The sequence below is a fragment of the Paraburkholderia sp. A1BS-2L genome (assembly GCF_051125205.1).
GTDB lineage: Bacteria > Pseudomonadota > Gammaproteobacteria > Burkholderiales > Burkholderiaceae > Paraburkholderia.
On record NZ_CP120428.1, the window covers coordinates 2,777,609 to 2,792,716 of the forward strand.

The 15,108-nt window shown below is 63.6% G+C and carries 11 protein-coding genes and 1 rRNA gene; 2 read left to right on the forward strand and 10 right to left on the reverse strand.

The window, feature by feature from the left end:
* Positions 1-6 precede the first annotated feature (6 nt).
* From P5W98_RS12615 to coq7, 7 genes are all read right to left on the reverse strand, one after another.
* Positions 7-1,443: a UDP-N-acetylmuramoyl-tripeptide--D-alanyl-D-alanine ligase gene (locus tag P5W98_RS12615; protein ID WP_421024817.1), complete on the reverse strand. Its 1,437-nt coding sequence runs from the start codon at positions 1,441-1,443 to the stop codon at positions 7-9.
* Positions 1,440-3,005: a UDP-N-acetylmuramoyl-L-alanyl-D-glutamate--2,6-diaminopimelate ligase gene (locus tag P5W98_RS12620; protein ID WP_421024818.1), complete on the reverse strand. Its 1,566-nt coding sequence runs from the start codon at positions 3,003-3,005 to the stop codon at positions 1,440-1,442. Before P5W98_RS12620 ends, P5W98_RS12615 begins: the two co-directional genes overlap by 4 nt.
* Positions 3,002-4,897 (reverse strand): peptidoglycan D,D-transpeptidase FtsI family protein, encoded by a 1,896-nt coding sequence (locus tag P5W98_RS12625; RefSeq protein WP_421024819.1) that lies wholly within the window; start codon positions 4,895-4,897, stop codon positions 3,002-3,004. Before P5W98_RS12625 ends, P5W98_RS12620 begins: the two co-directional genes overlap by 4 nt.
* Complete coding sequence (gene ftsL / locus P5W98_RS12630) at positions 4,894-5,250, reverse strand: cell division protein FtsL (protein ID WP_421024820.1); 357 nt, start codon at positions 5,248-5,250, stop codon at positions 4,894-4,896. Before ftsL ends, P5W98_RS12625 begins: the two co-directional genes overlap by 4 nt.
* Positions 5,247-6,200, reverse strand: coding sequence for a 16S rRNA (cytosine(1402)-N(4))-methyltransferase RsmH (gene rsmH / locus P5W98_RS12635; protein WP_421024821.1), 954 nt, complete (start codon positions 6,198-6,200; stop codon positions 5,247-5,249). Before rsmH ends, ftsL begins: the two co-directional genes overlap by 4 nt.
* Before the next feature lie 17 nt (positions 6,201-6,217).
* Positions 6,218-6,646 (reverse strand): division/cell wall cluster transcriptional repressor MraZ, encoded by a 429-nt coding sequence (mraZ, locus tag P5W98_RS12640; protein WP_027818006.1) that lies wholly within the window; start codon positions 6,644-6,646, stop codon positions 6,218-6,220.
* A 389-nt stretch (positions 6,647-7,035) separates the two neighbouring features.
* The gene (gene coq7 / locus P5W98_RS12645; protein ID WP_421024822.1) at positions 7,036-7,710 is read right to left on the reverse strand and encodes a 2-polyprenyl-3-methyl-6-methoxy-1,4-benzoquinone monooxygenase; all 675 of its coding nucleotides are present in this window, start codon (positions 7,708-7,710) and stop codon (positions 7,036-7,038) included.
* 333 nt (positions 7,711-8,043) lie between these two features.
* Here coq7 and P5W98_RS12650 point away from each other — a divergent pair, with 333 nt between their 5' ends.
* The gene (locus P5W98_RS12650) at positions 8,044-9,243 is read left to right on the forward strand and encodes a porin (RefSeq protein ID WP_421024823.1); all 1,200 of its coding nucleotides are present in this window, start codon (positions 8,044-8,046) and stop codon (positions 9,241-9,243) included.
* 147 nt (positions 9,244-9,390) lie between these two features.
* On the opposite strand, the gene P5W98_RS12655 is transcribed toward P5W98_RS12650, so the two are convergent.
* Both P5W98_RS12655 and P5W98_RS12660 read right to left on the reverse strand, forming a co-directional pair.
* Positions 9,391-11,067: a long-chain fatty acid--CoA ligase gene (locus P5W98_RS12655; protein ID WP_421024824.1), complete on the reverse strand. Its 1,677-nt coding sequence runs from the start codon at positions 11,065-11,067 to the stop codon at positions 9,391-9,393.
* Between the two features lie 146 nt (positions 11,068-11,213).
* Positions 11,214-13,292, reverse strand: a complete 2,079-nt coding sequence (locus P5W98_RS12660) for a molybdopterin-containing oxidoreductase family protein (RefSeq protein WP_421024825.1) — start codon at positions 13,290-13,292, stop codon at positions 11,214-11,216.
* A 175-nt stretch (positions 13,293-13,467) separates the two neighbouring features.
* On the opposite strand from P5W98_RS12660, the gene P5W98_RS12665 reads away from it, so the two are divergent.
* Complete coding sequence (locus P5W98_RS12665; protein ID WP_421024826.1) at positions 13,468-14,661, forward strand: M20 aminoacylase family protein; 1,194 nt, start codon at positions 13,468-13,470, stop codon at positions 14,659-14,661.
* A gap of 165 nt (positions 14,662-14,826) precedes the next feature.
* Here P5W98_RS12665 and rrf read toward each other — a convergent pair.
* Positions 14,827-14,940, reverse strand: a 5S ribosomal RNA gene (gene rrf, locus P5W98_RS12670).
* Positions 14,941-15,108 lie beyond the last annotated feature (168 nt).

The window sequence follows — 15,108 nt, forward strand, 5'->3', positions numbered from 1 at the left end:
CGAATTTCAGTGCGCGCCGGACGCCGCGTCCGGTGCGCAAAGTTGCGGATTCGTGAGGGCGGCCACCACGCGCTCCATCTGCATGAAGCGCGAGCCTTTCACGAGGATCGTTGCACCCGCGCCGTAACCGGCGCCGGCCAGCGCGCGAACCAGCTCGGGCACGCCGGCGGCATGCAGCGCGTTCGCGCCGAATGCCGCCGAGATGTCGCGCGCGGCTTCGCCGAGCGTATAGAGCGCGTCGATGCCGTGCTCCTTCGCGTATGCGCCCACTTCGCGGTGGAACGCGGGACCGTCTTCGCCGACTTCACCCATGTCGCCGAGCACCAGCACCCGCGGCGAAGCATGCGAGGCCAGCACGTCCACGGCCGCACGCACGGAGTCGGGGTTCGCGTTGTAGGTGTCATCGATCACGAGCGCGCCCGCGAGTTCCCCAAGCGCTGCGCGTTTGACCTGCAAGCGGCCTTTCACCGGCTGGAACGCTTCGAGGCCGCGGCGGATCGCATCGAGCGAAACACCCGCTGCCAGCGCCGCAGCGGTGGCAGCGAGCGCGTTGTGCGCGTTGTGCGCGCCGAGCACTTGCAGCTCCACTTCGAGATGGCCTTCAGGCGTGGCGATCGCGAGCCGGTTTGCGCCCACGCTGTTGCCAACATTCGCCACGAGCTTGCCCGTCACCGCCGCTTCGACCGCACGCTCATCCGTATGCAGCGCGAAATCGAGCACCTTCGACCCCGTGGCCGCCACGCGCCAGATGCCCGCGTAGGCGTCGTCAGCGGGAAACACCGCAGTGCCTTCCGGCTTGAGCGCATGGATCACGCTTGCGTGCTCGAGTGCAACGGCTTCGACTGTCGCCATGAATTCCTGGTGCTCGCGCTGCGCGTTGTTCACGACCGCGACGGTGGGCTCGGCGAACTTCGCGAGCAATTCCGTCTCGTTCGGATGATTCATGCCGAGCTCGACTACCGCCAGCTTGTGCGCGGCATTGAGGCGCAACAGCGTGAGCGGCACGCCGATATCGTTGTTCAGGTTGCCCGCGGTCGCGAGCCGCGCGTCTTCGCCCACGGCCACCGCGAAGATCGACGCGATCATCTCCTTGACCGTGGTCTTGCCGTTGCTGCCCGTGACGGCGACGAGCGGCATCGTGAAGCGGCGGCGCCAACCAAGCGCGAGCGCGCCGAGCGCCGTGCGCGTGTCGTCCACGCGCAGCGCCGGCATGCGCCAGTCGCCAGGGCTGCGCGACACGAGCGCCGCGCTCACATGGCGTCCCGCCACTTCGGACAGGAAGTCGTGCGCGTCGAAACGGTCGCCCTTGAGCGCGACGAAGAGATCGCCGGGGCCAGCCGTGCGGCTGTCGGTTGCAATGCGCTCGAACGTTGCGTTCTCGTCGCCGAGAACGCTCGCGCCGGGAATCAGCGCCGCTGCTTCGCGCAGGGTAAGCATGGTCATTCACCGCCTCCGCGCCCATGCCGATCCGAAGTCGGACGGGCTGCGAGAGCAAGCCGCGCGTGATCCTGATCCGAGAACGCGCGCTTCTTGCCCATGATTTCCTGAGTTGCCTCGTGCCCCTTGCCGGCCAGCACGACGACGTCTTCCTTTGCTGCGCCGCGCACCGCCTGCAGAATCGCGCTCGCGCGGTCCTCGATGCGGCGCGCCTTTGCGGGCTCGCGCATGCCGCCCGCGATCTGGTCGATGATCGCCGCCGGCGATTCGCTGCGCGGGTTGTCGCTTGTCACGACGACCTGATCGGCCAGACGCTCGGCGATCGCGCCCATCAGCGGACGCTTGGTGGCGTCGCGATCACCGCCGCAGCCGAACATGCAGACGAGCTGGCCGCCGCGCGCCGCCGCGATCGGGCGCAGCGCGGCGAGCGTCTTTTCGAGCGCATCGGGCGTATGCGCGTAATCGATCACGACGAGCGGTTCGTCCTGATCGATGCGCCCGCCGAGGCGCTCCATGCGGCCGTTCACCGGCTGCAGCTTCGAGAGTTCGTTGAGCGACGCGACGAGCGGCACATTTGCCGCGAGCAGCGCGCCGAGCACGCCCAGCAGGTTGCTCACGTTAAAGAGGCCGAGCGTTTGCACTTCGACATTCGCCTCGCCCCAGTCCGATGTTTCCAGATGGAACGCCGTGCCCGTGCCGGTCGCACGCACGTCGGCTGCGCGCAACCATGCATCGGCGGCGGGCAGATCGGCGGCAGGCGTCGCCACGCCGTAGGCGATCGTGCGCAGCGTGCCGCGCGTAGCGGCCAGAAGACGCCGGCCTGCCGCGTCATCCGCGTTGATCACCGCCGCGTGCAGGCCAGGCCACGCGAACAGACGCGCCTTCGCGGCCTCGTAGGCTTCGAAGGTGCGGTGATAGTCGAGGTGGTCCTGCGTGAGATTCGTGAAAACCGCGATGTTGAACGAGGTACCGTTCACGCGGCCCTGATGCAGCGCGTGCGACGAGACTTCCATCGCCACGGCCTGCGCGCCCTTCTCGCGCAGCTGCGCGAGCGAGCGCTGCAACTGCGGTGCGTCGGGCGTCGTGAAACCGGTATGCGCGAGCTGGCCCGGAAAGCCGCTGCCGAGCGTGCCGACGATGGCGCACTTCTGGCCGATCGCGGTGAGCGCCGAGGCAACCCACTGGCTGCACGAAGTCTTGCCGTTCGTGCCGGTCACGCCGACCACGAGCATGGCGTCGCTCGGGTTGCCGTACCAGCCGCTCGCGATCTCGCCCGCAAGCACGTCCAGCTGCGGCACGGCGAGCGCGTTTTGCGCCTGAGCCCCGTCAAACGAACCCGCATAGCCCTCCGGCTGATAGACGATCGCCGCCGCGCCTTTCGCGAGCGCGCTTTCGATATGCTGGCGGTTGTCGGCGCCTTCGACGGCATAGGCGAGAAACACGTCGCCGGCCTTGAGCGAGCGCGTGTCGGCGTGCAGGTTGGCTTCGGGCGCCACGCGCGCGCGCAGCCACGCGAGCGCGTCCGCGATCTGCCGGTGCGCGGGATGCTGGGTGCGCGGGGCGCTCATCGGACCACTCCGGGACGGTTTTTCGCGTTGTCAGCGACAGTCATATGACGCGCGCCGACAGGACTCTTGCTTGCCGGCACGTTCGCAGTGCGCTTCACGGAAGCGGCCGGCGCGGATGCTGCATTGGCGACGGCAGGCGCCGAAGCGCTGTCGTCGGACACCACGAGCTGCTTGACCGGCATGTCGGGCGGCACGTTGAGCGTGCGCAGCGTGTCGCCGACGATGCCTGAGAACACCGGGCCCGAGACCGCGCCACCGAAGTGGCTGCCGACCGTCGGCTCATCCACCGACACCGCGACGACGATGCGCGGATTCGGCATCGGCGCCATGCCGACGAACGACGCGCGGTACTTCGAGCGGTCATAGCCATGCGGACCATGCTTGTACGCCGTGCCGGACTTGCCGCCCACGCGGTAACCGGGCACCGCCGCGTCGGGCGAGGTGCCGTCCTTCGACACTACGCTCTCGAGCATCGTGCGCACTTCGCGCGCCGTGGTGGGCGCGAACACCTGCGTTCCGATCACGGGCTGGTCGTCGCCGGGGTGGCGGAAGATCGTCACCGGCAGGATCTGGCCGTCGTGCGCAATGGCCGTGTACGCGCGCGCGAGCTGGAACAGCGAGACCGACAGGCCATAGCCGTACGACATGGTCGCCTGCTCGATACGGCGCCAGCTTTTCCACGGACGCAGACGGCCCGCCGCCGCGCCGGGAAACCCGACCTTCGGCGCCTGCCCGAGACCGATGCTGGTATACATGTTCCACATCTCTTCGGGCCGGAGCGTCATCGCGATCTTGGTCGCGCCGATGTTCGACGACTTCTGGATCACGCCGCCCACCGTCAGCACGCCGAACCCGGCGTCGTCGGTGATGGTGGCGCCATCGAGTGTGAATTTGCCCCCGCCCGTATCCACCAGTGTAGTCGGCGAGACGCGATGCAAATCGAGGGCCAGCGAGACCGTGAACGGCTTCATGATCGAGCCCGGCTCGAACACGTCGGTCAGGATGCGGTTGCGTAGCTGCTCGCCCGTGAGGTGCGAGCGGTCGTTCGGGTTGTAAGTGGGATAGTTCACGAGCGCGAGCACTTCACCGGTGCGCACGTCCACCACCATCGCAGCGCCTGCCTTGGCATGCGTCTTCTCCACCGCCGCCTTCAGGTTCGAATAGGCGATGTACTGGATCTTGCTGTCGATCGACAGTTCGACGTCCTGCCCGTTATGCGGCACGACCGTCTCGTCCACGTCCTCGACGATATGACCTACGCGGTCCTTGATGACGTGGCGAATCCCGGACGTGCCCGCGAGAATCTTCTGGTCGGAAAGCTCGACGCCTTCCTGGCCTTCATCTTCGACATTGGTGAAGCCGATCAGGTGAGCGGTGACCTGGCCTTCGGGATAGAAGCGCTTGTACTCGTTGCGCTGATAGATACCAGGAATGTCGAGCGCCACCACTTTTTGCGCAACATCGATCGGAACCTGGCGCTTCACGTAGACGAAGGTCTTGTCCACCGAGAGCTTGCTGCGCAGTTCTTTGGTGGACATGTTCAGCAGCGCGCCGAGCTGCGTGAGCTTGTCGGCGCCGAGATCGTCAGGCACGTCTTCGGGAATCGCCCAGATCGCGCGCACGGGCAGGCTCGTGGCGAGCACGAGGCCGTTGCGGTCGAGAATCTGGCCGCGCGTGGCGGGCAGCTCGATCGTGCGCTGATAGCGGCTCTCGCCCTGCTTCTGATAGAACGCGTTGCCGGGCCCCTGTATCCAGAACGCCCGCGCGGCCAGCGCGACGAACGCCATGAACAGCATGAACACGACGAACTTCGAGCGCCACATCGGCAAGCGCACCGAGAGAATGGGGTTCGGGGTAAAGGCGACGCTCTTGCGGTTATTGCCTTTTTTCATCGCGTACCCCCACGGCGGCCCTTCGTGGCGGCCGCGCCCTGGGCAGGCGCGGACGTAGGCACCGGCGCATCCGCGGCGCTGGCCGCGCCCGGCGCGAGTGTCAGATATTGCGTGCGTCCGGTCGTGACGGGCTGCATCTTGAGCGAATCGGTAGCGATTTGTTCGACGCGCGACGTCCGCGACAGCGCGCTCTGCTGATATTGAAGCTGCGCGTAGTCCTGCTGAAGCTGCCGCTCCTGCGACTGCGCGCGTTGCAACTGGAAAAACATCTGACGCTGCTGATTGGTGGAGTTGACGACCGACAGCGCGCACCCCATCACGACGATCAGCAGGAAAATATTCAGACGGTTCATGGCGTGACGCGCTCCGCAATGCGCATCACGGCCGAGCGGGCACGGGGGTTGGCGGCGACTTCCTCGTCGCTCGCGAACACGCGCCCGACCAGCTTCAAGGGCGGGCTGGGCAGGTCGACGGCACGAATCGGCAGACGGCGATCGACCGCAGGCGCCGTGGAGTGCGCCTGCATGAACCGCTTCACGATACGGTCTTCCAGCGAATGAAAGCTGATGACCACGAGCCGCCCCCCCTGCTCCAGCAACGACATGGCTGCTTCTAGAACGACTTGCAGCTCCGCAAGCTCTTGATTGACGTGAATCCGTATAGCCTGAAAGGTGCGGGTTGCCGGATCCTTACCCTTCTCACGGGTTTTGACGGCGTTAGCCACGATTTGGGCAAGCTCGCCCGTGCTGTCGAGAGGCCCGAGACGGTCGGACTCTGCCCGGCGAGCAACAAGCGCCTTTGCAATCTGAAAAGCAAACCGTTCTTCCCCATAATCTCGAATCACCTCCGTCAGTTCCTGCAACGTGGCCCGCGCGAGCCATTCGGCAGCGGACTCGCCGCGCGTCGGGTCCATCCGCATGTCGAGCGGACCATTGGCGCGGAAGCTGAAACCCCGCTCCGGGTCGTCGATTTGCGGCGACGACACGCCGAGATCCAGCAACACACCCGACACACGCCCTACCCCGCGCGCCGCCATGGCGTCGCGCAGTGAAGCAAAACTCTCGTGCACGATCGAGAACCGCGCGTCGCCCACCTGTTCAGCCGTGGCGATCGCGAGCGGATCCTTGTCGAACGCGATCAGACGCCCGGCTTCGGAAAGCCGGCCGAGGATCGCGCGACTATGGCCGCCGCGCCCGAACGTGCCGTCCACATAGACGCCGTCCGCGCGCGTCACGAGCGCATCGACCGCTTCATCGAGCAGCACCGTGCGATGCTGCAATCCCTGTCCCATCGCAGATGCCATAGCGTTTTAAACCGCGATCAGAACGTGAAATTCTTCAAGGCGTCGGGCATGCCCTGTGCCATCGCCGCCTGTTCCTTGGCGGCGTAGGTCTGCGCATCCCACAACTCAAAATGACTACCCATGCCGAGCAGCATGACTTCCTTTTCCATTCCTGCTGCCAGACGCAATTCAGGCGAGACGAGCACGCGGCCCGCGCTGTCGAGATCGACGTCGGAGGCGTTGCCGAGAAAAATGCGGCGCCACCAGTGCGCGTCCATCGGCAATGCCGCGACTTTCGCGCGGAACACTTCCCATTCGGGGCGCGGAAATAGCAACAGGCAGCCGTCCGGGTGCTTGGTGATCGTCACCCGTCCTTCTGCCTGTTGTTGCAGCGCATCCCGATAGCGCGACGGAATCGACATCCGTCCTTTCGCATCGAGTGTCAGCGCCGACGCCCCCTGGAACAATTTGCTCCCCCTCATGCGGCGCCGATCGCCGCCCATCTAAATCTCAGGAAATTTACCCGAATGCGCTTCTGAAATCACACAAAAATACACTTTCTCACACTGTCTCCCACTTTAGAGGAACGACCTACGAGGGTCAAGGTGGCGGACGCGATTTTTGACGAAATTTATCCGCTAGAACAAGGACTTAGCAGCGCTTTTTCAAGTCAGACAAAAAACCAAAAACCGTTATGAATGAATGGGCTAACGAAGGTTGTGAAGGTGATACGTGAAATGCGCGGAGAAAACCGCGATGGTGCGGGGACTTGGCGGGGATTAATCCGGACGAGTGAAGGCGGTGAAAATCCAGGGACTTGCACGGACCGGTCAGGAAACCGGCCCGTTGGAGCATATCAAACGTAGTACGCCGTGCGGGTCATGATTTTCGACACCACGCGCATCAGCGAGCGCACAGGCAGCGGCAGATCAACGCCGCCCAGATCCGTGGCCGATTTCGCATGAGCGATCTCGTCGGCGCGCATTTGCTCTACGATCGCTCGCGATTCGAGATCGGCGGGCGGCAGCGCATCGAGATGGCTGTCCAGATGATGCTCCACCTGGCGCTCGGTTTCGGCCATGAAGCCAAGGCTGATCTTGTCGCCAAGACGTCCTGCCGCGAGGCCGATGGCCAACGCTCCGGCGTACCAGAGCGGATTGAGCAGGCTCGGGCGCGAGTCGAGTGCTTCGAGGCGGCGCGCAGTCCACGCGAGGTGGTCTTCCTCCTCGCGCGCGGCCTGCTCGAACGCAGCCTTGAGCGTGGGGGAGCGAGCGGAAAGCTTTTGCGCCTGATAAAGCGCCTGGGCGCACACCTCGCCCACGTGATTCACGCGCATGAGGCCGGCCGCATGAGCACGCTCGACGGGCGTGAGTTCGCCAGACGCTGCGGGCGACGCGGACAAATCCGCGGCGGCGGCCGGAAGAGCGGCTGCATCGGCTGACGGCTGCGGCATGGGTCGCGACATGCGCGACACTCCGGTGATCGAGCGCAGCCCCCGATCGAACTCGGTAATCAATTCGTCAAACGTCATCCAACCTCCCTTCGTATCTACTGCAAACCGCTGCGCCTGGCCGCAAAGCGTAAGCGCAAAAACCCGACCGACCGGACGTTCCAAATCACTACAGGAACTCGCCTCGCGCCGTCAATCCGGGGCAAAGCCGATTTCAGGCGCATATTTTAGACCATGTTGTGTAAACGAAACAGGTACTTACGTGCCGCCTGGCTTTTCCTTTGTCGGGCATAAACGGTTTGCTACATTACCGGGCAACTTCTCGCGAAGTTGGATGGCCAGGCCCCCCGCTAGACAATAAATCGGCCTCGCTGACAAGACGCATAAAAGTCGTAAAACACTGGAGATCATTCAATGAAGAAGTCGCTTCTCGCGCTCGCTGCGCTGGGCGCGTTTGCGGGCGTGGCGCACGCTCAAAGCAGCGTCACGCTGTACGGCATCATCGATGAAGATTTCAACATCAACACGAACGCGGGTGGCAAGCACCTGTACAACCTCTCGAGCGGTGTGATGCAAGGCAGCCGCTTCGGTCTGCGTGGTGCTGAAGACCTCGGCGGTGGCCTGAAAGCGGTCTTCGTGCTCGAAAACGGCTTCGACGTGAACAGCGGCGGACTCGGCCAAGGCGGCCTGATGTTCGGTCGTCAAGCCTATGTCGGCTTGAGCAGCGATAGTTACGGCAGGGTCACGATGGGCCGCCAGTACGACGCGCTCGTCGACAACGTGGGTCCGCTCGAAGCCGGCGACCAGTGGGCCGGTTACATCGGCGCCCACCCGGGTGACCTCGACAACTTCAACAACGCCTACCGTACGAACAACACCGTCAAGTACACCAGCGCCAACTACGCTGGCCTGACCTTCACGGGTACGTACAGCTTCGGCAACACCGCAGGCGACTTCACGCACAACCAGATCTGGTCGCTCGGCGCGAACTACAGCAACGGCCCGCTCGTGCTGGCAGCCGGTTACCTGAACGCACGCACGCCGGCAGCAAACGGCGGCCTGTTCAACAACGGCGGCTCGGCCACCGACGCCAAGGCGCCGGTCAGCACGCCCGTCTACGGCGGCTATCAGTCGGCCAACACCTATCAGTCGATCGGTGCAGGCGGCGCTTATACGTTCGGTGCAGCAACCTTCGGCCTGACGTACTCGAACGTCAGCTTCCGCAACCTCGACTCGTTCCAGACGGCTGCGATCGTCAAGGCCGGCCCGGCTTACCAGCGCGGCGAAAATGCCACGTTCAACAACGTCGAAGCGAACTTCAAGTACCAGTTCACGCCGGCCCTGCTGGCTGGCTTCGCGTTCGACTGGACCGACGGCGGCAGCGTGACCTACGCGAACGGCACCAAGAACGACGGCGCTCAGTACTTCCAGTACGCACTCGGCGCGGACTACTTCCTGTCCAAGCGTACCGACGTCTACGTGGTCGGCGTGTACCAGCACGCTACGGGCACGGACTCGACTGGTCACAACGCCGTTGCCTCGATCAACGGCCTGACCCCGTCGAGCAACAACAACCAGCTCACGGCTCGCATCGGTATCCGTCACAAGTTCTAATAAGAACAGCTGTTTCAGTCTCGAAGGCGCCTGCGGGCGCCTTTTTTCTTTGGTGCGGCCTACGCCCGGCATGCTTGCCGGCCCGCCAACAGAAAAGGGCCCGCCCTCGCGGGCAGGCCCTTCAGTGCCGCTCAGTCGGCAGAGAGATTACACGCGCGCGTCGCGCAACTCGCGCCGCAAAATCTTGCCGACGTTACTCTTGGGCAGGTCAGTGCGGAACTCGATGGATTTCGGTCGCTTGTATCCGGTGAGCTGCGCCTTGCAGTACTCGAAGACGTCCTTGTCGGTAAGCGCCGGGTCCTTCTTCACGATATAGAGCTTCACTGCCTCACCGGAATTTGCGTCGGGCACCCCCACTGCCGCCACTTCGAACACGCCCGGCAGCTTGGCCACCACATCTTCGATTTCGTTCGGATAGACGTTGAAGCCCGACACGAGAATCATGTCCTTCTTGCGGTCGACGAGCTTCACGTAGCCGCGATCGCTCATCACCCCCACGTCGCCGGACTTGAAGAAGCCGTCGGCGGTCATGACCTTGGCCGTCTCTTCCGGGCGCTGCCAGTAGCCCGCCATCACCTGCGGACCGCGAATGCAGATCTCGCCCGCTTCGCCGATGGGCAGCTCATTGCCATCGTCATCGCGAATCGAGATTTCAGTCGACGGCATCGGCAAGCCGATCGTGCCCGTGTACTCGGTCGCGTTGGTCGGATTGCAGGTCACGCAAGGCGAGGTTTCCGAAAGGCCATAGCCTTCGACGATCGGCGTATGCGTGCGCTCGTACCAGCGCTTCGCCACGGCTTCCTGCACCGCCATGCCGCCGCCGTTGGCCACCAGCAGATGCGAGAAGTCGAGCTTGTCGAAATCGGGGTGATTGAGGATCGCGTTGTAGAGCGTATTGACCGCAGGGAAGGTCGTGATCGAATAGCCGTGCAGTTCCTTGATCATGCCCGCGATATCGCGCGGGTTCGGGATCAGTATGGCGAGGCCGCCCGTGCGCATCGTCAGCAGGCCGCAGACAGTAAGCGCGAACACGTGATAAAGCGGCAGCGCCGCGACCGTCACCGGCTGAGTGCCGGCTGGCAGGCGCGCAAGCGCGGGCTCGGTCCACGCCGCCGATTGCAGCACGTTCGCGATGAGGTTGCGATGCAGCAGCGTAGCGCCTTTCGACACGCCGGTCGTGCCGCCCGTGTACTGGAGGAACGCGATGTCTTCGGGCTTCTGCTCGACAGGCTTGAACGTGATGCGCGCGCCGGCCGAGAGCGCGTCGTTGAAGCTCACATGACCCGGCAGGCTCCAGGCAGGCACCATCTTCTTCACGTTGCGCACGACGTAGTTCACGATGAAGCCCTTCGCCGCGCCGAGCAGATCGCCCATCGACGCCACCACGATGTGCTTGACGCGCGTCCGGGCGACGACCGCCTGCAGCGTGACCGCGAAATTCTCGAGGATGACGATGGCTTCGGCGCCGCTGTCCTTGAGTTGATGCTCCAGCTCACGCGGCGTGTAGAGTGGATTCACGTTCACGACGACATAGCCTGCGCGCAGGATGGCGGCCAGCACGATCGGGTACTGCAGCACGTTGGGCATCATGATCGCGATGCGCGCGCCGGGCGCGATACCCCGCGACTGAAGCCATGCGGCGAGCCGCGTCGAAAGTTCGTCGAGCTGGCCGTACGTGATCGACTTGCCCATGCACGCGAACGCGGGCTTCGAGCGGTTGGCGTTGAAGCTCTCCGTGAGCAGCGCCGTAATGGACGCATATTGGCTGGCGTCGATTTCCGCGGGTACGCCGGGTGGGTATGATTTCAGCCAGACTTTATCCATGCGGCGTCTCCTCCTGAATATTTTCGAATGGTCGTGCTAAAACGCTGATCGTAGCATGCAGCAGGCGTTTTTCTTCCTCGAATCAGCGAGTTAGAAAGTCCCCTCGAACTACTGCGAGCGCTTTTTAGGCGGTATTTTTTCAGGGTTTACACGCGTTCGACTTCCACGAGGCAGTCATAAAACGTGGCCGAGCCGCCCAGATCGGTGAGCGCCTGGCTCGTCACTTCGTTTGCGTTGCGGCCGTCCGGTGCAAGCTTCTTCCACCAGATCGACAGCCCCACCACGAGGCCTTCGCGCGCACGGTCGGAAACACGAGCACGCGCTTGCATCGACCCACGGTCGTTGAAGATACGCACCTGGTCGCCGTCGGCGATGGCGCGTCGGGCGGCGTCGGTGGGATGGAGATCGAGGTGCGGCTCGCCTTCTGTCGCCCGCAAGCTCTCGACATTCACGAAGGTACTGTTGAGAAAGTTACGAGCGGGCGGCGAGATCATCGCGAGCGGATAGCGGGCGGCCAACTCGGGCGCGCCGTCCGCCGATTCGTACGGCGGCAGGTAGTCGGGCACTGGATCGAGGCCGGCCTTCGCGAGCGCCTCGCTGTAGAACTCGCACTTGCCCGTGGGCGTGCGAAAGCCGCCGTTGGCAAACGGCGCATCGGTGATATTCAGCTTCATCCAGCCATCCTGCTTGAGCCTCGCCCAATTGGCGCCGGCGAGCGCGGGATCGCTCCAGTCGAACGCGCGCGCGGCCACTTCCTCGTCGCTCTCGAAAAGCGCCGGTTCGCTCAGGCCCATTGCGCGCGCAATCGAGCGGAAGATCTCAGTGTTCGGACGCGCCTCACCCACCGGTGCGATAGCCGGCAGATTGGCCATCACATACGTATGGCCGTAGGACTTATGAATGTCGAGGTGCTCGAGCTGGGTCGTGGCGGGCAACAGCAAGTCGGCATAGTCGGCCGTGTCGGTCTGGAATTGCTCGAGCACGATCGTGAACAGATCTTCGCGCGCAAAGCCGGCAGCGACTTTCGTCGAGTCCGGCGCGACCGCCACCGGGTTCGAGTTATACACGACGATCGCCTCGATCTTCGGACCGAACGCTGTGTCGCCCGCATGGGTGAGCGCGTCGCCGATCTGGTTCATGTTAATGACGCGCGGCTGATGCTTGGGCCAGCCAGGAATCAGATCGGGACGCTGCAGCGCATTTGCATCGATCGGCGCCCAACCCGACGACGACAGCAGCATGCCTCCCGCCCGCTCGCGCCATGCGCCAGTCAGCGCCGGCAGACACGCGATGGCACGTACCGCGTTGCCGCCGCCACGCACGCGCTGAAGACCATAATTCATGCGGATCGCCGCCTTGCGCGTAGAAGCGTAGAGGCGTGCGAGATCGATGACGGTCTGCTCCTCGATGCCGCAGATCTGAGCGACACGCGCAGGCGTATAGCCAAGTGCGCGCGCCTTCAGTTGTTCGAAGCCATGCGTATGCGCTGCGATGTAGTCGTGATCGAGACGGTCTTCCATGATCAGCACGTGCATCATGCCGAGCGCGAGCGCACCGTCGGTGCCGGGCTTCAGCGCGATGTGCTGGTGGCACTTCTCCGCCGTGAGCGAACGATACGGGTCGATCGCGATCAGCTTCGCGCCATTGCGTTTGGCTTCCTGCGCGCGCGTCCAGAAATGCAGGTTCGAGGCGATCGGATTCGCGCCCCAGATCAGGATCACTTCGCTCTCGGCGAAATGCTCGGTGAGCATGCCCAAGCTCGATCCATACGTGTAGCGCAGACCCGCTGCGCCCGCCGCTGCACAGATCGTGCGATCGAGCCGCGACGCCCCGACCTTGTGGAAAAAGCGCTGTGCAATACTGTCGCCCTGAACGAGGCCCATCGTTCCTGCATAGCTATACGGCAGGATCGCTTCGGGCGCGCGCTGCGCAATTTCACCAAGCCGGGCGGCGGCGATCGCGCATGCCTCGTCCCAGCTGATCGGCTCGAAGCGCCCTTCGCCCTTGCGACCGACGCGCTTCATCGGTTGCGTGAGGCGCTTCGGGTGATGCACACGTTCGGCGTAACGGGTCACTTTCGTGCAGAGCACTCCTTGCGTCGGCGGATGATCGGGGTCGCCGCTCACCTTGATGGCCTTGCCGTTCTCGACGGTCACGCGCATCGCGCAGGTGTCGGGGCAGTCGTGGGGACAGACTGCGCGGGCAAATTCGGCTCGGGCGTTCATGAGGAATCCGTCGATGGGAGGTAAGGTCGATACCGCAATTTTATTATGTCCGGCACGCGTAACCTGCGCACACCCGGGCGGTTGCCGCGAAAAAAAAGGTTCGGCGTAGAATGGTCCGTCCAGGCCCGCCTCGAATTGAGAGCGTGGGCGCCCACTTTCCCGAGCACTGTCCGCCATGAAACTGATCCCGGAAATCCAGGCCGCCCAAGGCGAAATCCAGGGCCTACGACGAGCGATCCACGCCCACCCGGAACTGCGCTACGAAGAAACCCAAACGGCCGAGCTGGTTGCATCGAAGCTTGCCGAATGGGGAATCGAGGTGCATCGGGGGCTGGGCAAAACGGGGGTTGTCGGCGTGCTAAAAAGAGGCAGCGGCGCACGATCCATTGGCCTGCGCGCCGATATGGACGCTCTGCCCATTCAAGAGTTGAACACATTCGAGCATCGCTCTCACAACGAAGGGAAGATGCATGCGTGCGGCCACGACGGCCACACGGCGATGCTGCTCGGTGCAGCGCAACATCTCGCAAAGCACGGTCAATTCGACGGCACCATCGTGTTCATCTTCCAACCCGCGGAGGAAGGCGGTGCGGGTGCGAAAGCCATGATCGACGATGGGCTGTTCACGCGCTTTCCCGTGGACGCCGTGTTCGGCATACACAACTGGCCTGGCATGCCGGCGGGATACTTCGGCGTGACCGAGGGGCCGATCATGGCGTCCAGCAACGAGTTTCGCATCGAAATCAAAGGCGTGGGATCGCATGCCGCGCTGCCGCACAACGGACGTGATCCGGTCTTCACTGCGGTGCAAATTGCCAATGGACTGCAAAGCATCATCACGCGCAACAAGAAGCCGATCGATACAGCAGTACTATCGATTACGCAGATTCACGCCGGCGATGCCGTGAATGTGGTGCCGAACACGGCATGGATTGCGGGGACGGCACGCACCTTCACAACGGAAACACTCGACCTTATCGAGACCCGTCTACGCAAGATAGCGGAGAGCACGGCAGAGGCCTACGAGTGTACGGTCGACGTCACGTTCCATCGCAACTATCCACCGACGGTGAACAGCAGCGCAGAGGCGCAATTCGCCGCGCAGGTAATGAAGGAAGTCGTGGGCCCCGATCGCGTAGACGACGGTATCGAGCCCACCATGGGCGCCGAGGACTTCTCGTTCATGTTGCTGGAGAAACCGGGCTGCTACGCGTTCCTTGGCAACGGTGACGGCGGGCACCGCGACGCGGGCCACGGCGCGGGACCATGCATGCTGCACAATGCCAGCTACGACTTCAACGATCAGTTGCTACCGGTTGGCGCATCGTACTGGGTACATCTCGCGACGAAATTTTTGGCCCAGAAGTAGGGATTCGCGGCGGCTTCAACGAAAAAGCCGGCCTGCGAGGTTCACGGGTCGGCTTTTTGTTATGTGCGAGACTTGTGGGTTTGGCTGCGTATTTCCACGCACGCAAACGCCAGAACCCCGGCGCTCATTCGGAGCCACCGGGGTTCTGGACATACTGCATGAGGAGCCTGACGATTACCTACTTTCACACGGGCAATCCGCACTATCATCGGCGTGGAGCTGTTTCACGGTCCTGTTCGGGATGGGAAGGGGTGGGACCAGCTCGCTATGGTCATCAGGCATGACGGGTTGCTGCGTCGCACGGGTTTGGGTGAACCTGGCGCCACAGCCAATCGGGAAGAAGCGTAAAGAGGTGCTGTTTCTTGGGGTTGTGTTGTTTCTGGCACAACACCGATCTCTCAACCTGCGCGTCCTTCACTCCACACCGGGAGGAAGACACACCTGTTA